The organism is Rhizobium hidalgonense (assembly GCF_005862185.2).
GTDB classification, from domain to species: domain Bacteria; phylum Pseudomonadota; class Alphaproteobacteria; order Rhizobiales; family Rhizobiaceae; genus Rhizobium; species Rhizobium hidalgonense.
This window is the reverse complement of record NZ_CP054029.1, coordinates 170,571-189,398: the sequence shown is the minus strand read 5'-3', so window position 1 is coordinate 189,398 and position 18,828 is coordinate 170,571. Positions and strand designations below refer to the sequence as shown.

Genomic DNA, 18,828 nt, shown 5'->3' with positions numbered 1-18,828 from the left:
TTGTCACAAGACGGATAGTGATGAAAGCCACATTCTTCGCCAGCTTTTATTGAACCCCGGCGTCAACGGACGCAACGGCATTTCGTCTCTGCAGCAGGCCGAGGATCGCAATGCCCGACAGGCCGGTGACGGCGCTCATGATGGCGGTCCCGGAATAACCTGTCATATAAGTGCCGGCGGCAAAGACCAGGGCGCCGATCCCCGCGCTCGCAAAGATATTGACGGAGATCAGTGCGCTGCCGAGCCCCGGCCGATCGGCGATGAGATCCTGCAGATAGGTGATCGGAATGCTGATGATCGCCGCAGCACCAATGCCGGCGAGCAAGGTGAGCGCATAGATGTGCCATGGCTGCGAGGCAACGCCGAGAAGGCTGAGGAACACGGCATAGATGATAGTGCCGGCGGCAAGCGCCACCATCTGGCCAGCCTCCCGCGCAATCCGCGACCAGACGATGATGAAGACGATCTCCAGCAAGGCGACGATGCCGACCAGGATGCCGACGTCGCTGAGCGTCCCATGGGCGGCACCAGTGGCGATCAACGGCAGAAGGGCGTCGTTCAGATGCAGCGTGCTTGTTATCAGCGCCACGCCCGCGATGTGCGCCGAAATCCGCGGTGAAATCACCTGCCGCAGTGCGCCGAGATAGCTCAGATGATGAACCGCTGATATCTCCGTTGCCGCCCGCTTCGGCAGGGCGAAGAGGATGATGCCCTGGCAGAGCAGGCATGAAATGGCAGCAAAGAGATAGGCCGGCAGCATGCTCGATGCGCCGGAGAGCAGAAGGCCTGTTATGCCCGGGATCAGCACCCAGGAGAGCGAGATCATGGCGCGCACGCCGGAGTTGGCCGTCACCATGTCACTTCGGTTCATGCCGTGCATTGCCGCCCGCGCATTGGCAAACAGCAGCGAATTCAGCGCCCCGTAGATCGGCAGCGGCAGCAAGCCGCTGATGATGAAGATCGCCGCTGTGGGAAAGGCGTAGACCATGCCGTAGCCGACGATGCCGAAGATTCAGGCGCCGATCATCGCCGAACGGTACTCGCCGAGCCGATCGGCGAGATTGCCGAGCAGGACGCTGATAACAACGTTCACCGCCGCCGAGGCGAAGGCCAGACAGGAATAGAGACCGTCGCTCAGGCCCAATTCGCGGATGCCGACGACGGAACGGTAAGGCGCGGTCATCGCCCCGGCCATGCCGAAGGTGAAAATGGCGATCATGCTGGCGCGGATCGCCGGATTGCGGAAGACGGCGGGGAAGAGGCGGCTCATGGGTTGTCTGACGTCAGTAATGTTCAGATTGGGAGAAGGTGCGCGCCAACTCGGCCTGGCCGGCCGTCAGGCCGCAATCGACGGGCAGGCAGACGCCCGTGATGGCCGCGGCGAGCGGACCGGCAAGGAAGGCGACGGCATTGGCGACATCCTTGGGATCGACCACGCGCTGCAGCGGATACCAGCGGCGCGCTTCCTCGAAGACATTCGGATTGGCTGCCGCGCGCGCCTCCCAGGCCTGGGTCTTCACCGTGCCGGGGGCGACCGCATTGGAGCGGATGCCGAACTTGCCGTATTCCACCGCCACCAGCCGGGTGAAATGCAGAAGACCGGCCTTGGCGGCGCTATAGGCCGGGTGGCCGAAGACATGCATGCCGTTGACCGAGGCGATGTTGACGACCGACCCTTTCGACGCCTTCAACATCGGCTCGAAGGCGCGGAAACATAGGAACGCCGCTTCGAGATTGAGCGCCATGTCCGCCCGCCAGATTTCGGGCGTCGTCTCGTGCAGGCTGGTCGCGCGCGCCGCACCGGCATTGTTGACCAGCGTTCGAACCACGCCGGCGCCGGCGGCACGCCCTACCAGTTCGGCAATGCTTGCCTCGCTGGTCACGTCACATCCGGCGGCGACGAAACGATTGTCCGGCCCGAGTTTCGACGCCGTGACAGCCGCCGCAGCAGCATCGATATCGGCGAGAAAGACGACGTCATGGTCATCGGCAAGCCGTGCGGCGATCGCAGCACCGATATCGCCCGCCGCACCGGTGACGATGGCTGCCGATTGGGTCATTTTCCCGCGCTCCCGCTCATATTTTCAATCTCTTGACTTTCAATCGCCCAGCAATTGCCGGTCGTCACCGTCGCGGTGAATGACGAGCTGCTGCTTGATGCGCCGAAGCGTGGTCGTCGCCTTCGGCTGAACGGCATAGGCAACGAGGCTCGACAGAATATCGACGGTCGCGAGGTAGGCGATGCGCGTCGAGGTCGGGCGATAGATGTTGTTGCCTTCGGGAAGATCGATCGGCACGACGATTTCGGCGGCCTTGGCAACCGGGCTTTCCGTCTGGGTCAGCGCGATCGTCTTCACCTTGGTGTCGCGGGCAAGCTCGAAGGCCCGCACCAACTCCATATTGCGCCCGGAGAAGGACGAGCCGATCAGCACGTCGCCCGGCCTTGCCGCGGCCGCCATCATCAGCTGCATGCTGTGATCGGAACTGGCGGTAATGCGAAGCCCGAGACGGAACAGGCGGTTCTGCAGCTCGTCGGCGATCATCGATGAATTGCCGCCCGAGCCGAAGGCATAGATCATATCGGCCTTGGCGATATGGGAAACGGCGGCCTCGATCGCCGCCAGATCGAGCGAGCGGTGCAGCAGAAAGAGCGCGTTCTGGGCCTTGGTGATGATATCCTGGGCGACATCGGCCGGATCGGTGCTTTTCGATTCCGGCTTCAGATAACGCACGCCGATATGGGCGGTGCGGGCAAGCTGCACCTTGAAATCGGAAAAACTCTCGCAGCCCAGCCGCCGGCAGAAGCGTGTGACGGTCGGCGGCGAGACCTCGGCGCGTTCGGCAAGCTCGATGATCGAGGCGTTCACGGCAAACTCGAAATCGTTGACGATGATCTCGGCGATGCGGCTTTCGGAGGGAGAGAGCCGGCTCTTGTCTTCCTGCAATGTCGAAAAGATATCCAAACCCGTCCTCCCCGCTCCATCAATCCTTCTTCTTATAGGCCACGCAGTCGATCTCAACCTTGCAATCGACCATCATCGACGATTGCACACAGGCGCGTGCCGGCGGATGTTCGCCGAAATAATCCTGATAGATCTTGTTGAAGGTCCAGAAGTCACGGGGATCGTCGAGCCAGACGCCGACGCGCACGACATCCTCGACGCCGTATCCAGCCTCATCGAGGATCGCCAGGACGTTGGCGATGGTCTTATGGGTCTGGGCGATGATGTTGCCGTCGATGATCTCGCCATCCTCCATCGCAACCTGGCCGGAAACATAGAGCCATCCATCGGCTTCGACCGCACGCGCGAAAGGCAGCGCCTTGCCGCCGGCGCCCGTTTGAACAGTGCCATAGCGCTTGATGGGCATGCTGAAGTCCTTGCAAATTATTTTCTTGATAAGTTGACAAATGACCACAGAAAGCAGAATTTGACCAGTGAAAAACAAGAATTATGAAAAGAATTTCAATCCGGGGCTGATATGCGCGATCCTTTCCTGAATCCTTTCCCCGCAGGCAGCGCCCGGCACGCCATCTGGGAAATGCTCGTTCTGCGCGATATCGATGCTTTTCTCGCTGCCGACTGGTCGAAGGTGAAAGAGGACTTCGTCGAAGACGGTTTCATCGGCATCGATGCCCAGAAGCAGGTCAGCCCCGACAGGTGGCGCCTGGCTTTCCCGACGCTCGCCGCCTATCGCCAGGAATGGCTGAGGCAGGCGCAGGATTTCGCCGAGCAGAGTTTCGCCGAAGATGCGCGCACGGCGATCTTCACCACGACGACGCTCGAAGATATCGAGATCGAAGGCGACATGGCGCTGGTTCGCAAGAAATTTGACGGCGGCATTACCAAGTCCGACGGCAGCCGCGACCTGCTGCAATGGCAGACGCTTTATTATTGCAGGCTTCACCAGGGACGCTGGAAGATCTCAGGTTTCACCGGCTACCTGCCGAACCCGATGGGGTAAAGCGGGGCCGACAACACGAAGGCCACTTTCTTGCGCATTTTCACCGCAGCATTGGCGACCGAGACCAATACTTTTTCCCCGATCTGCGTGGATCGCCGCGCATTCGAAGCCTCTCTTTATGCGCCCCCCGGCCAGCATCCGGAAACGCCGACGCTCTGCACCGCGCCGATCACCGTCGGCAGGCGCGTGACCAGAGAAAAGGGCTGGGAACTGATCGAGGGAACGGCGACCTGGGCCGACCCAGCAGGCCTGGTCAACCGGGCGACCTATGAAGAATTGCGGGATGAAATCCTCGGCCAGCTCAGCGCTGCAATGCCGGTCGATGCCATCGTCATGGGCCTGCATGGCGCCATGGTCGCGGCCGGATACGAGGATACGGAAGGCGATCTCCTCCAGCGCATGCGCGAGATCGTCGGGCCTGATGTGCTCATCTGCGCTGAACTCGACCCGCACAGCCATCTGACGGCAAAACGCGTCGCGGCACTCGATTTCGCCGTCTATTTCAAGGAATTTCCGCATACCGACTTCGTCGACCGCGCCGAGGACCTCTGGCGCATCGCCGTGGATACGCTCGAAGGCCGGGTCAAGCCTGCTCTCTCGGTATTCGACTGCCGGATGATCGACGTCTTTCCGACATCGCGCGAGCCGATGCGCTCCTTCGTCGACAAGATCATGCAGATCGAGAAGGATGATGCCGATATCCTGTCGATCTCGGTGATCCATGGCTTCATGGTCGGCGACGTTCCCGAAATGGGAACGAAGCTGCTCGTCGTCACCGACAACAAGCTGGAAAAGGGCGCGGCCCTGGCCCGCGAACTCGGCCTCGAACTGTTTTCCAAACGCGGCACCTTCATGGTGCCGCAGATCGATGAAAGGCAAGCCGTCGCGCGGGCGATTGATGCCACCGCATGGCCCGTCGTCATCGCCGATGTCTGGGACAATCCGGGCGGCGGCACGGCAGGCGATGCGACGGTTATTCTCGCCGAACTGATGGCCCGCGGCGTCACCAGTGCGGCGATCGGCACCATCTGGGATCCGGTCGCCGTGCAGATCTGTTTTGCGGCGGGCGAGGGAGCCGATATCCCGCTGCGCTTCGGCGCCAAATCGGCGCCCGGCACCGGCAATCCCATCGACGGCACCGTCAGGGTCGTCAGGCTGGTGAGGAATGCCGAGATGCAGTTCGGCGAGAGTCTCGCGCCTTTCGGCGATGCCGCCCATATCGTGCTCGATGGCATCGACATCATCCTCAATTCAACGCGCGCCCAGAGCTTCGATCCCAGCCTGTTTTCGGTGATGGGCATCGATCCGACAAAGCAGAAGATCCTGGTGATCAAATCCACCAATCACTTCTTCGCCTCCTTCTCCAGGATCGCCGCCGAGATCCTTTACTGCTCGGCCGGAACGCCCTATCCCAATAATCCGGCGACCACGCCCTATCGGCGGGCGCCGAAGACGATCTGGCCGATCGTCGCCGATCCACACGGGTTACAACGCGGAGCCGCCTAAATGCATGATGCCAGCTTTGCCGTCGTCGCCAGGGCAGGAGACAGGATCGCCGATCTCTCGACGCCGCGTCCGGTCATCGACGAAGACAGGCTGGCTGCCAACATAAAGCGCGTTCAATCCTATATGGATGATCACGGGCTGAACTTCCGCCCGCATATCAAGACGCACAAGATCCCGGCGCTGGCCGTCGCGCAGGTCGCCGCCGGCGCCAAGGGCATCAACTGCCAGAAGGTGACGGAGGCCGAAGTCTTTGCCGAAGCCGGCTTCGGCGACATCCTCATCACCTTCAACATCCTCGGGCAGCAGAAGCTTGAGCGGCTGGCGAGATTGAACGAGAAAATCCCGGCCCTCAAGGTCGTCGCCGACAGCGAAACGACGGTCGACGGGCTCGCCGCGCATTTCTCCGGCCACAAGCCGCTGACCGTGCTTGTCGAATGCGACACCGGCGGCGGCCGCTGCGGCCTGCAGACGCCGGACGAAGCCGCCTCGCTCGCCAAGCGCATTGCTGCCGCCGACGGCCTGACCTTCGGCGGCATCGTCACCTATCCGAAGCCGCAATCAGCCGCCGCCGTCGAAGCCTTTATCACCGAGGTGCTGCAACGCCTCACATCCGACGGCATAGACTGCCCGATCGTCAGCAATGGCGGAACGCCGAGCCTGTTCGAAGCGCATCTCGTCCCCTCGGCCACCGAACACCGCGCCGGCACGTATATCTACAACGACCGCCAGATGCTGCGCATGGGCCATTGCACCGAGGACGATTGCGCCATGCATGTGCTGGCAACCGTCGTCTCCCGCCCAACCCCCGACCGCGCCGTCATCGATGCCGGCTCGAAAGCCCTGACCTCGGATCTCCAGGGTTTTATCGACTACGGCCTGATCGTCGGCTATCCCCAGGCGCGGATCAGCAGCCTCTCGGAAGAACACGGCGTGATCGATCTGTCGAACTGCACCGGCCCCCGCCCGCAGATCGGCGAGAAGCTCTTCATCATCCCGAACCACACCTGCGTGGTGTCCAACCTGTTCGATACGATGGTTTTCCATCGGGGTGGCGTCGTGACCCGCGTCGAGCAAGTCGCGGCCCGCGGCCTTGTCTGGTAGAGGGCGGCTTCGTTTGAGGGCGAAATGCACGCAGCAGACGCCTTCGCTGCGCGAACGGCGGAGTTAGCCTCTACGCAGAATTTGCCGATCGTAAAGTGCCAACTCCTCGGCGGTTGGCGGGTCGAACAGCTTCGACCACCTAAAGAGGTCGGCCCGCGAGATATCGAACGTGCCGACCGGAAGCTCGGCGTTTCTTCGGGAGACCCGGTCCCAAAGCTCATCGAAGGGAACGTCGAGGAAGCAAAGGACGACGCTGGCACCAACTGCGCGAGCTTCGTCCCGGCAGGCGTCCCGCTCTGCCCGTGACCACACTCCCCAATCCACCACAACGTTACACTGAAGCCTGATGGCACGCAGAGCAATTTGCCATTGCAGGCTCTCGACTCTACCTCGGCACGGGCCGGTTTCGGCTTCTGAAGTGGAGATGCCGGGGGTAAAGCTTGTGCATCCACTCGTCTCCGGTCAGACGGAGGGCAGATGCTTCTTGTTCGATTATCTTGGCGAGCGACGACTACCCTGAACCGGGAAGACCGCAAGTGAGATAGAGCGTGGGCATCGAAAATCTCTGATTTTTGGCTTGGCAAGTGGACGTGGCCCTGGGTACTGTGCAGGACTGCGCTTCGCTCAATGCCGCTGGGCGCGGCCAATCAAAGGTTTGTTGCCATAGCCAATCTTGTAGGACCGCTCTGCTCGGGGGTCAAGACGGAGCGCATGAGTGAGCTCACAGGTGAGGTCGCACCACCCACTGGCTGCTTTGTGGAACCTCCAACAATAAGCTGACTATCTGCATCCCCCAACAAACACGTCGCTCAAAGTGTCGAGCAGAAATCGACTTCCGTCGCGAATAAGCCGACAGCGGAAGCAGGCCGACTTCCGCAACGCGCCAATCGCGGACGTTTCTCATTCCTTGTAAATCTGCTCGGACGAGGGCACGCTTCGCATTGATCGCGAACAATAATTGCGAAGACACTCCGAGGGAACTAAGCAGAATGGTAAATTTTCGCGACCTTAAGCGCCTGGCCACCCCGAGCGATGACACGGTATTGCTCGGCATCGGTTGGCTTAATCGAGATATGAACTATGCGACGGGAAAGGTTGCACCGAACTTCTACGAGAAGCTGACCGAGCTGTGCCGAAACCCTTGGCAACCTTTTGCAACCGCCGGATTTCATCATTGCGATCTTTGCCAATATGATGGCGTACCTTTCAAAGGTCAACTGTACGTCCCTGGCCGAGGCTGCATTTATGTTGCCCCAGTGGGCGTCGCTCACTACATCGCCACGCATTGGTACAGCCCGCCCGCAGTTTTCGTCCAAGCTGTCCTTGACTGTCCACCTATGCAGAGCATGGGCTATAAGAAAAAGCTGCTGTCAAACGGGGGACGAGGTTTAACGCAAGCTTTCAACGAGTCCTCTCACCCAACCTGATCTCACGATTGCCCCATGATCGCTTCGGGCAGGTTGACATCTTCCGCTTCGCGCCAATTGCGGTCATTGTTTTTATGAGTATCTTGATCGTGCGGACGCGTTGAGGGTGAGCAGGACTGCATGACAGATGACAGTCAGACGTTACTTCAGGTTGCCGACATTTCGGTATGCGTCATACTTCTGATTGTGCTCAAGATGAGGGTGCGAAAGACGAAAAGACATGGGCTCCGCGAGCTTTTAGGTCCTTCTGGAATTACTCTAGCGCTCGTCTTTTTCTTAATCCAGGCGGCGAAGGTAGTGGTTTGGTCACAGGCGTGATCGACGTCCGCCATTGGGCCGACTGAGGTCTTCCGCTTCGCGCCAACAGCGGTCATCGTGCACACATATCGAAATAAGAGCTAGGTTTCGTGGATGGCTGGCGCGAGACACTTCAACATTGTGGACCCGAGTGGGCATTATCTGTGCCCGGCCTGCGGATTCCCAGAATACACGTCGGGGCCGGCGTACGACGCAGTTGGTGGGCTCATTGGTTCCACCATTTGCGCTTGTTGCCTGTGGGAGCCAGGGTTCGATGATGACCCTGCCGCCAGCGGCGAGGCACGCCCAGACATACGGGAGTCACTGAGAAGATATCGGAGTGCCTGGAATGGAGTGCCAGTGTGGTCCGGCATCCGGTCGCGTATGCCGCCGGACTGGGACGGAGTAAAACAACTCAACTATTTGTTCGAACTCGCGCCACATGTCCGCTGAGGGCCGAAAGCGGATCTCCGCACTTGGGGGGCATGTCAGCCTAAGTGTTGGATATACAGCAGTCAGCTCAAGCCGCCGTCGGATTAATCACGTTCATATCGATCTCCGTCAGTTCCACCCGCCGCTCGAAGGCAATCCCCGCCTCGTCGAAGAGATGGCAATCCGCAGCATTGATGCCGGTTGATACAGGCGCGTCGGCGCGGATGCCGACGCTGCCGGGCAGCATGGCGCAGAAATTTTCGGCCTCGCCGTTGAGGGATGCGTAGGCGACGGTATTGGCGCCGAGGCGTTCGATGACGGTCGGGGTCACGGTGAAGACGATATCGCCGCCGTTGAGCTGGATATGCTCCGGGCGGATGCCGAGCGTCAGGGTCTTGCCTGATATGCCGTCGCGCGGGGTCACCGGCAGAATGGCGGTCTGGCCGTTATAATCCACCTCGACGCCATGAGCGCCGACGGCCTTGCAGGTCACGGGCAGAAAATTCATTTTCGGATTGCCTATGAAGCCGGCGACGAACTGGTTGGCGGGCTTATGATAAAGCTCCAATGGCGCGCCCGTCTGGGAGATATTGCCGGCGTCGAGCACGACGATACGGTCGGCCATGGTCATCGCTTCGACCTGGTCGTGCGTCACATAGATCATCGTCGCCTTCAACGCCCTGTGCAGCTTGGCAAGCTCGATGCGCATATCGGCGCGAAGTGCGGCGTCGAGATTGGAGAGCGGCTCGTCGAACAGAAAAATCTTTGGTTCGCGCACGATGGCGCGGCCGATCGCGACGCGCTGGCGCTGGCCGCCGGACAGCATGCCGGGTTTCTGCTGCAGCCGCTGTTCCAAGTGAAGGATGCGCGCGGCATTTTCCACCTTGGCCTTGAGCTTTGACTCTTCCATCTTCTCGACCCGAAGCGGGAAGGCGATGTTTTCGAACACCGACATATGCGGATAGAGCGCATAGGACTGGAACACCATGGCGATGCCGCGCTTGACCGGAGGCAGGTCGTTGACCCTGATGCCGTTGATGACGATGTCACCCGCCGTCGTCGCGTCAAGACCGGCGATCATCCGCAGCAGGGTGGACTTGCCGCAGCCAGACGGGCCGACGAAGACGACGAACTCGCCATTCTTCACCTCGAGCTGCACGCCCTTCAGAACTTCGTAGTCGCCGTAGAATTTCTGAACTTTGTTGAGAAGGAGCTGTCCCAAAAATCTGTCTCCGCCGGCGGCCTTCGTCGCACATTCGATCGTCATAAGGGGAGGGGCCGCGGCCATCCCGCCGCGACCCCAAGAAGCCTCAAGGGGGTTACTTGAAGGCTTCGATTTCGCCGGCAGCCTTCTTCAGCGCGGCTTCCGGTTCGGCCTTACCCGTCACCACCGACTGGATCATCTCGATCATCGAGTTCTGGAAGCCCTTATAGTCGGTGAAGAGCGGTTCCGGGCCACCATAGCTGATGCCGTCGATGAGCGGCTTCCAATAGGGATCCTTGGCGACGAACTCGTCGACCTTGGCCGAAGGACGCAACGGGGTGAGCCCGGCGCCGCCCTGCAGCTCGTATTCCGACTGGACATCCGGAGAGGTGATGAACTTGGCAAATTCGGTCGCCTTGTCCTCGACGCCCGAGCCCTTGAAGACCGCCAGGCTGTCGGTGATCAAGAGCGTGCCCGGACCCTTGGCGTCGGGGCCGAGCGGCAGCGTCGTGATGCCCCAGCTGATCTGCGTCTTCTTCAGGCGGTCGGCGGCACCCGAGCCTGCCTGGATCATCGCCACCTTGCCGTCGAGGAAGATGGCGCGGACTTCGTTCTGCTCATAGGCCGTCGGGCCTTCCTCGGAGTAGGGGACGATGTCCTTATAGGCCTTCAGCGCGGCAAGAATCTGCGGGCTGTCGAGCGTGACCTTGCCTTCGGCATCCGTCACCGCACCGTTGTTGGTGTAAACCCAATGCATGAACTGGTGCATCGTGTTGTCGAAGGTCTTGGCGGAAAGACCGAAGCCCGGAATGCCGGTCTTTTCCTTGATGGTCTTTGCCATCTCGATTTCTTCGGCCCAGGTCTTCGGCGGCTTCTCAGGGTCAAGGCCGGCCTGCTTGAAGAGATCCTTGTTCCAGTAAAGCGCCTTGGTGGAGAAGGCGATCGGAACGCCCCACTGGTTACCCTCGAAGGTTACCGTATCGACGATATGGGGGTAGTAGGCCTTCTTCTCGTCATCGGTCATCGGCACCGGGACGATGAGGTCGTTCTGCGCGAATTCCTTCAGCGTGCGCGAGCCGACATAGGCCATGGCGACCGGCGTGCCGGCGGCGGCCAGCGTCGTCGCCTTGTCCTGGCACTGCGCCCAGCCGACGACCTCGGGGGTGATCTTCCAGCCCGTATTCTTTTCTTCCCACTGCTTGATGTATTTGGTGTGGACCGGGTCGATCGTATCGCCGCAATAGATCCAGCTGATTTCCTTGTCGGCCGCCTGGGCAGTGACCGCGGTCAATGCCGTCGAACCGAGCAAGGCGAGCGCCATAAGGCCTGTCTTGATTGTTATGCTCACGTCGTGACTCCCGTTCTTGTGTTAGCTGTTCACTCGTTTTTTGCTCTTATTGTTTCACCGCACCGGCGGTCAGCCCGCCGACAAGGTAGCGCTGAAGGAAGAAGATGACGACCATCGCCGGCGCGATGCCGACGAAGGAAGCCGCCATCAGTTCGTTCCAGATGACCTCCTGCTTACCGAAGTAAGCAAAGAGACCCACCGGCAGGGGCATGTATTCGGTCTTCGAGTTGAAGGTCAGCGCGAAGATGAATTGCTGGGCGTAAGCGCCGATGAAGGTGGTAATGGCGACGACGATGATCCCCGGCATCGCAATGGGCAGGATGACGCGGCGCAGCGTATAGAAGTGGCTGGCGCCATCCATGTAGGCCGCTTCGTTGAGTTCCTGCGGAATACGGATCATATAGGTGCGCAGCAGCCAGATCGCCGATGGGATCAGGAAGGCGACGCCCGGCACGATCATGGCGAGATAGGTGTTGAGCACCCCCATGCTGCGCATCAGCCGGAAGAGCGGGATGAGCAGCACGGCGCCGGAGAACATGTTCACCGTCAGGAAGGCGCCGAGCAGGATCCCCATGCCCTTGAATTCGAACTTCGCGAAGGCATAGGCCGCCGGAATGACCAGGCAGAGCACGATCAGCGTAACGATGATCGAGATGAAGAACGAGTTGAAGATATAGCGTCCGAAACCCGGAACGCTGACCCACATCGTCCGGTAGGCCTCGAACGAGCCGTTTTCCGGCCAGAAGCGGTAGGGTGAAGAGAAGAGCTGGCTGAGCGGCTTCAGTGATACCATGAAGCCTTCGAAGAAGGGCGCCAGCACGAAGAACAGAAACACAGCGATGCCGCAATAGATCAGGATGATTTCCCACCAGCGGTAACGGTCGATCATGGCGGGGCTGCTCATGCGCGTTTCTCCGGGTTGAGGCGGCGGGTGACGCGGAAATAGGCAAAGCAGAAGAGCGACAGGAAGATGCAGATCAGAACGGCGCGCGCCGCCCCTTCGCCGTATTTCTTCGAGCCGATCGCCGTCTGATAGGTATCGATGATCATCGTCGTCGTCTCGCCGCTCGGCCCACCCTGCGTCAGGATCCAGATGATGTCGAACGAGTTGAAGGTGGCGATCAGCGACAGCATCGACATGGTGATGATGGCGGGCACCATCAGCGGCAGGGTGATGCGGCGGAAGCGGTACCAGCGGCCGGCGCCGTCGGTCCAGGCGGCCTCGTAGAGATCCTTGGGAATGGATTGGATCGCCGCCAGGAAGTAGATCGTCACCAGGGGCACGCCGATCCATACATCGGTGATGATCGTTGCCCAGAAGGCGGTGCTGCCATAGGCAAGAAAGGCGACCGGACCGTCGACAAGGCCGAAGCGCTGCAAGACGCCCGATATCATCCCGAACTGGCCATTATACATCCAGCCCCACATGAAGATGCCGATCGCCATCGGCACGATCCATGGCGGCATGGTCAAAAGCCGGAACAGCGAGCGGCCGGGCACGGCGGCATTCAGCATGGTCGCGCCGAAAGTGCCGATCACCATTTTCAGGGCGACGGAGAAGAAGGTCCAGATGAAGGTGCGGAAGATGACCTCCGCAAAGGTGGCGTTGAAGATCTTCTGGTAATTGACCCAACCGACCCAGTTGGTGGTCTTCTTCAGCGATGCGTCGGTGAAGGAAAGAATGAAGGTATCGACAAGGGGATAGGCGACGATGGCGAGAACATAGAGGACGGCCGGAAGGAGAAGGATCCAGGCAAAGATGACCGTGCCTCGTTGAACACTCATCCTGCCGCCCTCCTCAAGCCGCTCTTGCGTGAAGGGCTTCGTCGAAGCGGTCCCAGATGGGTCTGAGGTCGACGACCGTCTTCTTCATCCTCGCTTCGTCCATAGCCAGCGCCAGAATGCCGGCTTCGAGCGCATTCAGCGTGGAAACCGGAAGTTCGAGCCCGGTGCGCACGCTTTCCAGCAGGTCGCTCGCCATCTGTTCGTCGGCGCCGTAATGCTGGGAGAGTTCGGTGGCGGCGTATTTGTTTTCGACCACCTTGTTGCCGGTCAGCTGCTCGTGCACGTCGAGATAGCCGCGCACGAAATCGCCTTCGGCCATGCCGCGCGAGCCCATGATGGCGAAACGGCGGAACTGGTCGGGCACGTTCAGATTGGTGTGGAAGTTCATGCCGACGCCATTTTCATATTCGACGATCGCTACCTGATAATCGATGATATCGGCATCGCTGTCGAAGACCTTGTCCGATCCCATCCATCCACTCGGCTTGCGATGGAACATCTCGAGATCGTTGATGCCTTCGCGCGCCGGGTCGTTGGCCGGAGTGAAGCTCTTGCGGCCACCGAAACTGGCGACACGCTCCGGCCTTGCGCCGACGACACCATTATAAAGGTCGAGGTCGTGGCAGCATTTCTCCAGCATGAAACTGCCGGAATAACGCTCGTAACGGCGCCAGTCGCGCATGAAGAAGGCGCCGTGATAGGGCTCGATATGTTCGGAAGCTTCGATCGACACGATCTGGCCGAGCTTGCCCTCGGCCTGGATGGCGCGCAGATCCTTGTAGAGAGGCGAGTAACGCAGCACCAGACCGACCATCAGCCGCTCATGGCCGAACTTCGCCATCAGATGCGCAAGCTCGATGCTTTCGGCAATGGTCGTGACGATCGGCTTTTCGCAGAAGACCTTGAGACCGGCTTGCAGTCCGAGCCTGATATGGTCGAGATGCAGGTGATTGGGGGAGCCGATCATCAGGAGATCGAGCTTTTCGGCGGCCAGCAGCTCTTCCGGCGACCCGTAGGCCTTGCCGACCGAAATTCCCTTTTCCGTCAATCCGGGAAGCCCGGCAGGTTCCGGATCCACATAGCCGACGATGTCGAAGCTGCTATCGATCGCTTTAAAGACATAGCCGAGATAGCCGAGCCGGAATCCGAGCCCGATGATTCCCACTTTCATGCCGATCAAGTTCCCAAATTAGGTAATTTATTTTCTTTAAGTTGGGACAAAAAACGACAGGCGTCAATAGAAAACGGGCCTCACGGCATGAGTATGAAATTAATTTTCATAGATCGGTAGGCGGCTGCCGATTGCGCGCCGCCGCCAGCCGGATGCAGCCGATCTCCACTAAAGTCCTGCAACAACGAAATCGCCGAACCCATCGCAAACCTCCCGTTTGCGCCATCGATTTAGATCCGTCACCTTTTGGAATCCCGTGAGTCAGTCTCAATGAAGGTTGGCTTTAGAGACGGACGAAAGCATCAATGATCTGTACTTATATCGCGATTTCCATCTATCGCGTCTTAGTCTCGCCGTCCGCTTCCGGTCCAGACAGACGGAGCGGAGACGGACGGAGGTCAGCCAACTCGACACGGGCGCCACGCTCGACCATATCAATAACCAGACTTGGATTTCTTGTCAGATACTCTGGGTTGGTTTTGGAAATGTATGCACCTATACTAAGTGCCTCCTGTACTTTGCCTTCAAGGATGAACTGATCATATTTCTGGTGGAGCACCTGCGTTGCGCTCAGTTGGGTGGTGACCGTTTCCATCTGAGCAAGCTCCAGCTCAATCGATTTCAGCCGCATCCCATAAATAAGATTTAGACCGAGCGAGAAGCATAGCGTCACGACTATCCCACCTGTTAAGTAAAGCAGATCATCGGAGGCATTACCGACCAACCTTATCAATAAACCGCTGGTCTTAAGTTCAAACAACTGCAAGCTAGTGACAAAAGCCACGATGGCCGATGGGGCACCGAAAAGAACGATCAAAGGCACAATGATCGTCCGAATCAGATTGCGCTTCTGGCGCTCGAAAAAATCCTTGGGGGAAAAAAGCTTAGCCCGAATATATTCTTTTGCGAGATCGAATAGAAAACTCATCCCCTTTCGTCGCTTCCCTTTCGCGCCAAACGAATACCTTCATCAATAATGTCAGTAGTTTCAGAGTAGGAGTACGTGAACTGCCTAAACAATTTTATACATGCGAATATACAAAACGTTGCGGAGAATACCATTGCACCCCCCACTGCAAGCGCAACCATCAAGATGATATTCGTTTCCGCGTTCGAAAAGCGAGACATCTCCTTGAGATCGGCCAATTCCACGAACGCACTTCCGACTGCTGAAAACAACGTGCTCATACCGATCAGCAGCAGTAATGCGATCACAACGATGGACGCATTGCGGCCGATTAGGGCATGATTGACATCAGACGTCAGCTTGTCCTGCTGGCGACGTCTAAAATGTTCGATCTCACGATGATAGAGATCGCGGCGGGCATGGTTTCTCCAGTCATCGTTGATGCTTTCCGATGCCATATTCGCTTGCTCCTATCTCGATTGATCGTAGTGGCATTCTTCGCGCGACACAAGGTGTAGCTGCAGGTCGCAGCCAGCGGTGGCGAAGGTTGGAGACAATCTCATTCGAGCAGGAGACTTAGCTAGACTCGATCACGCCAACTATGCGGAAGGTCCAGTGTTATGGATGAGTCCGCATTGATTGAGGCGAGTTGCGTCGCAAGTGCATGACTAGTCGATATCTCGCGGCACGCTCACGCAAAACTCGCGAAATGTTGAAAAGAACCGCGAGTTTACGTGTGTAGGATGATGCGAGAACCCGAGGCAAGGAGGAGCCATCATGACCCGCATGACAGCCAAGGATTTCCCGCAGGAACTTCTCGAACTCTATGATTACTATGCGCACGGGAGGATCACCAAGCGCGAGTTTCTCGACCGGGCCGGCAAATTCGCCGTCGGCGGCCTGACGGCAGCCGCCATTCTGGCCTCGCTCAGCCCCGATTATGCGCTGGCGACCCAGGTCGAGTTCACCGATCCCGACATATCGGCCGAATACATCACCTATCCCTCGCCGAAAGGAAACGGCGATGTCCGCGCCTATCTCGTCCGCCCCGCCAAAGCCGCCGGCAAGGTCGGGGCCGTGGTGGTCGTTCACGAGAACAGGGGCCTCAACCCCTATATCGAGGATGTGGCGCGGCGCGTGGCCAAGGCGGGTTTCATCGCACTGGCGCCGGATGGCCTGACCTCGGTCGGCGGTTACCCGGGCAATGACGAAAAAGGCAAGGAGCTGCAGCAGAAGGTCGACCCGGAGAAGCTGATGAACGACTTCTTCGCGGCCGTCGAGTTTCTGATGAAGAGCGACCTCACCACCGGCAAGGTCGGCATCACAGGCTTCTGCTATGGCGGCGGCGTCGCCAATGCCGCGGCAGTCGCCTATCCCGAACTTGCCGCCGCCGTGCCGTTTTACGGCAGGCAGCCGCGCGCCGAGGACGTGCCGAAGATCAAGGCGCCCCTGCTTCTCCATTATGCCGGGCTGGACAAGGGCATCAACGAAGGCTGGCCGGCCTATGAAGCCGCGCTGAAATCGTCCGGAAAAACCTACGAGGCCTACGTCTACCCAGACGTCAACCACGGCTTCCACAATGATTCGACGCCGCGCTACGACGAAGCGGCCGCCAAGCTCGCCTGGCAGCGAACGGTCGACTGGTTTACGAAATACCTCGCCTGAGAAGACCATGGCTTGAACGATGATGCGGGTGGGAAGAGCATTTCCGCCCGCCCGTCTGCGGCCCGGTGAGGTCAAGCCGCCAATTACCCCCGTTGCGTTTCGGCTCGATCCCGCACCGGTCACCAAGCAGGGGACTGTCGGTGACCACTGGAAGATTCCGCCGGCAATCATCATTCGTGCATTTCTAAGGTGGAGGAAATTTCGTCATCTGTGGTATCATCATTTTTCGCGCCGGTTTTTTCGAGCGAAAGATTGCTCCGACACCAAAGACGGCCCACGAAGGACCAAGGTCGGGCGACAAGGATACGTGGCTCTCATTGTATTTTTTCCAGGGCCCAAAGCGATCTGAACGGAACAAGCATGTCCGTCATTGGTTTCGAACCTTAGCGTTCAAAGGAGGAGCATTTCATGCCTACGGTTGCCGCGACACCCATCACGCCGCCTGACCAGCACCTCGTAACTGCGCGCGAAGCCATCGAGCCGCTTTACGAGAAGCTCGAGCTTCAAACCGAATCGCTGGTGCTGGCTGCGGCACTGGAAGCCGGATGGTCTTCGGATGAGGCGACGAAGGCGCTTGCGGCGCTCCGACTGCAGGATGCTCTTTCCACCTTGGACGAATGAACCAGCCAATCCTTTTGTCCTGTTCGACATGCACGGCGTCGATTATTGCGAGCCGCCGGCCTTGCGTCGCCTCCGGCTGACCATCATTCCGGCGACGATGAGAATAATTCCGGTCGCGTTCGCCCAGAATGAGGTCGGAACGTCGCTGACATAATCCAGCGCCACCCCGGTTACCATCTGGCCGCCGATGATCAGCAGCGCGGAATTGACGGCGCCTATGCGCGCAATCGCCCAACTGCCCGCCGCCACGAAAACGACGCCGATCGGACCGCCCAGATAGATATACCAGGGCGCCTCGGCAGCACCTGCAGGCAGCAGGCCTCCGACAACAAGACCAAGGCAGGTGAGGACGGCAAAGCCTACAGCATGATTCCAGAAGGATGCGATCAGCGGCGTGGTCGATATGCTCAACCGCCCATTGAGCTGACGGCTGAGGCCGACGAGCACGCCGCCCAGGCAAGCGAGAAGAATGAACAGCGTCACGCCCCACCTCGTCCAAACAGGATGATGAGTGCGCCGCCGGTGACGACCAGGCCGAGCGCGGCGATGTCCCGGATATCCGGGCGCCGCTTCGGCAGACCGAACAGTCCCCACCGGTCGGCCGCCAGGCTGAAGGCGACCTGGCCTGCCAGGCCCAGAGCCAGGGTACCGGAGAGCCCGAGCGGCGAGTTGACCGCGGTCGAGGTCAAAATGACGGTTGCGGCGCCGGACACCCCGCCGAGATAGGCCCACAAGGGCGCTCTGGCAGTCCTCCCCGCCATCGGCGTGCGCCGGCGGTACATCGCCAAAAGCAGAATGACGGCGGCGATCATGCCTGTGCCGTGAGCGGTCCAGGATGAGAACAGGGGGTCGCCGTAACGTGCCAATTCCCCGTTCAGATGGACCATGAAGGTGAGGAGCCCGCCCGTTGCAAAAGCGCCGATGAAGTGAATGGGATGCGAATTACGTCCTGCTTCTATGGTCATTGCAGATCCCGTCAAACAATTGATTGCGCCCGAAATTTTCGATTGTCGCCACGGCCCGCGTCTTGCATCTGGCTGGAGCTTTCCGCATCCGCATCGCAGTGCTAAACGGCACCGTTTGCATGTAAAGGAAATATCGTGAAAAAATTGATCCGCCTGCTGCTGACGATCGCTCTTGCCGTCGTCGTTTTTACCGGTTTCCGTTGGTATCGCTATGTCTCCAACACCGACAGCCCCTATGATGAAATCGGCATTACCCTCAACAATTTTATGCCCGGTCCGATCAACAGCTGGGGCTGCGCCAAGCTGAAGAGCACCTTTACCAGCTCACTGCCGCCCTATGGCTGCGCTGCCGGCGACGGGACGCAGTGGAAGTAAAGCTGCCAGGCTGCGCCGCCGGCGCAGCCTGACTTGCCTTACGCGGGGAAAAAGCCCGCGG

Annotated in this window: 20 protein-coding genes and 3 pseudogenes; 8 read left to right on the top strand and 15 right to left on the bottom strand. The window is 59.4% G+C overall.

Annotated features, from left to right (window positions below):
- Window positions 1–46: 46 nt before the first annotated feature.
- The 4 genes and pseudogenes from FFM81_RS29740 to FFM81_RS29725 all read right to left on the bottom strand — a co-directional run bounded on the left by FFM81_RS29740 (window position 47) and on the right by FFM81_RS29725 (window position 3,369).
- Window positions 47–1,270: pseudogene (locus tag FFM81_RS29740) on the bottom strand (MFS transporter).
- 13 nt (window positions 1,271–1,283) lie between these two features.
- A complete protein-coding gene (locus FFM81_RS29735; RefSeq protein ID WP_097536724.1) occupies window positions 1,284–2,060 on the bottom strand; it encodes an SDR family oxidoreductase in 777 nt (258 codons plus the stop codon).
- 39 nt (window positions 2,061–2,099) lie between these two features.
- Complete coding sequence (locus FFM81_RS29730) at window positions 2,100–2,963, bottom strand: MurR/RpiR family transcriptional regulator (RefSeq protein WP_025418847.1); 864 nt, start codon at window positions 2,961–2,963, stop codon at window positions 2,100–2,102.
- 19 nt (window positions 2,964–2,982) lie between these two features.
- Entirely contained in the window at window positions 2,983–3,369 is a 387-nt protein-coding gene (locus FFM81_RS29725; RefSeq protein ID WP_003563784.1) for a RidA family protein, read from the bottom strand.
- A 111-nt stretch (window positions 3,370–3,480) separates the two neighbouring features.
- Here FFM81_RS29725 and FFM81_RS29720 point away from each other — a divergent pair, with 111 nt between their 5' ends.
- The 3 genes from FFM81_RS29720 to FFM81_RS29710 are packed head-to-tail and all read left to right on the top strand — an operon-like array spanning window position 3,481 to window position 6,570.
- Window positions 3,481–3,963, top strand: a complete 483-nt coding sequence (locus FFM81_RS29720) for a hypothetical protein (protein ID WP_003563786.1) — start codon at window positions 3,481–3,483, stop codon at window positions 3,961–3,963.
- A 30-nt stretch (window positions 3,964–3,993) separates the two neighbouring features.
- Window positions 3,994–5,469: a M81 family metallopeptidase gene (locus tag FFM81_RS29715; RefSeq protein WP_003563787.1), complete on the top strand. Its 1,476-nt coding sequence runs from the start codon at window positions 3,994–3,996 to the stop codon at window positions 5,467–5,469.
- Window positions 5,470–6,570, top strand: a complete 1,101-nt coding sequence (locus tag FFM81_RS29710) for a D-TA family PLP-dependent enzyme (protein WP_025418848.1) — start codon at window positions 5,470–5,472, stop codon at window positions 6,568–6,570.
- Window positions 6,571–6,633: 63 nt separating this feature from the next.
- Here the strand turns inward: FFM81_RS29710 and FFM81_RS33015 are convergent.
- Window positions 6,634–7,066 (bottom strand): annotated as a pseudogene (locus FFM81_RS33015) (P-loop nucleotide/nucleoside kinase family protein).
- Between the two features lie 493 nt (window positions 7,067–7,559).
- Here FFM81_RS33015 and FFM81_RS29705 point away from each other — a divergent pair.
- Window positions 7,560–7,997 carry a DUF7919 family protein gene (locus FFM81_RS29705; protein ID WP_128398735.1) on the top strand — a complete coding sequence of 146 codons (438 nt, stop codon included), beginning with the start codon at window positions 7,560–7,562 and terminating at the stop codon, window positions 7,995–7,997.
- A gap of 817 nt (window positions 7,998–8,814) precedes the next feature.
- Here FFM81_RS29705 and FFM81_RS29700 read toward each other — a convergent pair.
- The 8 genes from FFM81_RS29700 to FFM81_RS29670 form a co-directional block, all read right to left on the bottom strand.
- On the bottom strand, window positions 8,815–9,948 hold the full coding sequence (locus FFM81_RS29700) for an ABC transporter ATP-binding protein (protein WP_025418852.1): 1,134 nt from the start codon (window positions 9,946–9,948) through the stop codon (window positions 8,815–8,817).
- Between the two features lie 97 nt (window positions 9,949–10,045).
- The gene (locus FFM81_RS29695; RefSeq protein WP_037091198.1) at window positions 10,046–11,251 is read right to left on the bottom strand and encodes an ABC transporter substrate-binding protein; all 1,206 of its coding nucleotides are present in this window, start codon (window positions 11,249–11,251) and stop codon (window positions 10,046–10,048) included.
- 73 nt (window positions 11,252–11,324) lie between these two features.
- Window positions 11,325–12,182 carry a carbohydrate ABC transporter permease gene (locus FFM81_RS29690; protein ID WP_003563807.1) on the bottom strand — a complete coding sequence of 286 codons (858 nt, stop codon included), beginning with the start codon at window positions 12,180–12,182 and terminating at the stop codon, window positions 11,325–11,327.
- Window positions 12,179–13,063 (bottom strand): carbohydrate ABC transporter permease, encoded by an 885-nt coding sequence (locus tag FFM81_RS29685; protein WP_003563809.1) that lies wholly within the window; start codon window positions 13,061–13,063, stop codon window positions 12,179–12,181. The genes FFM81_RS29690 and FFM81_RS29685 overlap by 4 nt, the downstream gene beginning before the upstream one ends.
- 13 nt (window positions 13,064–13,076) lie before the next feature.
- Window positions 13,077–14,234 carry a Gfo/Idh/MocA family protein gene (locus tag FFM81_RS29680; RefSeq protein WP_138385955.1) on the bottom strand — a complete coding sequence of 386 codons (1,158 nt, stop codon included), beginning with the start codon at window positions 14,232–14,234 and terminating at the stop codon, window positions 13,077–13,079.
- An 80-nt stretch (window positions 14,235–14,314) separates the two neighbouring features.
- Entirely contained in the window at window positions 14,315–14,437 is a 123-nt protein-coding gene (locus FFM81_RS33175) for a hypothetical protein (protein WP_281389176.1), read from the bottom strand.
- A gap of 131 nt (window positions 14,438–14,568) precedes the next feature.
- Window positions 14,569–15,162 (bottom strand): hypothetical protein, encoded by a 594-nt coding sequence (locus FFM81_RS29675; protein ID WP_138385954.1) that lies wholly within the window; start codon window positions 15,160–15,162, stop codon window positions 14,569–14,571.
- Complete coding sequence (locus FFM81_RS29670; protein ID WP_138385953.1) at window positions 15,159–15,599, bottom strand: hypothetical protein; 441 nt, start codon at window positions 15,597–15,599, stop codon at window positions 15,159–15,161. The genes FFM81_RS29675 and FFM81_RS29670 overlap by 4 nt, the downstream gene beginning before the upstream one ends.
- A gap of 319 nt (window positions 15,600–15,918) precedes the next feature.
- Here FFM81_RS29670 and yghX point away from each other — a divergent pair, with 319 nt between their 5' ends.
- The 3 genes and pseudogenes from yghX (at window position 15,919) to FFM81_RS29660 (ending at window position 17,427) form a co-directional block, all read left to right on the top strand.
- Window positions 15,919–16,806 (top strand): YghX family hydrolase, encoded by an 888-nt coding sequence (yghX, locus tag FFM81_RS29665; protein ID WP_138385952.1) that lies wholly within the window; start codon window positions 15,919–15,921, stop codon window positions 16,804–16,806.
- 85 nt (window positions 16,807–16,891) lie between these two features.
- A pseudogene (locus FFM81_RS33010) lies at window positions 16,892–17,041 on the top strand (pirin family protein); the annotation flags it as partial.
- A 173-nt stretch (window positions 17,042–17,214) separates the two neighbouring features.
- Complete coding sequence (locus FFM81_RS29660) at window positions 17,215–17,427, top strand: hypothetical protein (RefSeq protein WP_003563817.1); 213 nt, start codon at window positions 17,215–17,217, stop codon at window positions 17,425–17,427.
- Window positions 17,428–17,469: 42 nt separating this feature from the next.
- Here the strand turns inward: FFM81_RS29660 and FFM81_RS29655 are convergent, their stop codons facing one another.
- Together FFM81_RS29655 and FFM81_RS29650 are read right to left on the bottom strand one after the other, a co-directional pair.
- Window positions 17,470–17,910 (bottom strand): DMT family transporter, encoded by a 441-nt coding sequence (locus tag FFM81_RS29655; protein ID WP_138385951.1) that lies wholly within the window; start codon window positions 17,908–17,910, stop codon window positions 17,470–17,472.
- On the bottom strand, window positions 17,907–18,392 hold the full coding sequence (locus FFM81_RS29650; RefSeq protein WP_138385950.1) for a DMT family transporter: 486 nt from the start codon (window positions 18,390–18,392) through the stop codon (window positions 17,907–17,909). Before FFM81_RS29650 ends, FFM81_RS29655 begins: the two co-directional genes overlap by 4 nt.
- A 135-nt stretch (window positions 18,393–18,527) precedes the next feature.
- Between FFM81_RS29650 and FFM81_RS29645 the strand changes: the two genes are divergently transcribed.
- The gene (locus FFM81_RS29645) at window positions 18,528–18,767 is read left to right on the top strand and encodes a hypothetical protein (RefSeq protein WP_138385949.1); all 240 of its coding nucleotides are present in this window, start codon (window positions 18,528–18,530) and stop codon (window positions 18,765–18,767) included.
- Window positions 18,768–18,828: the final 61 nt, after the last annotated feature.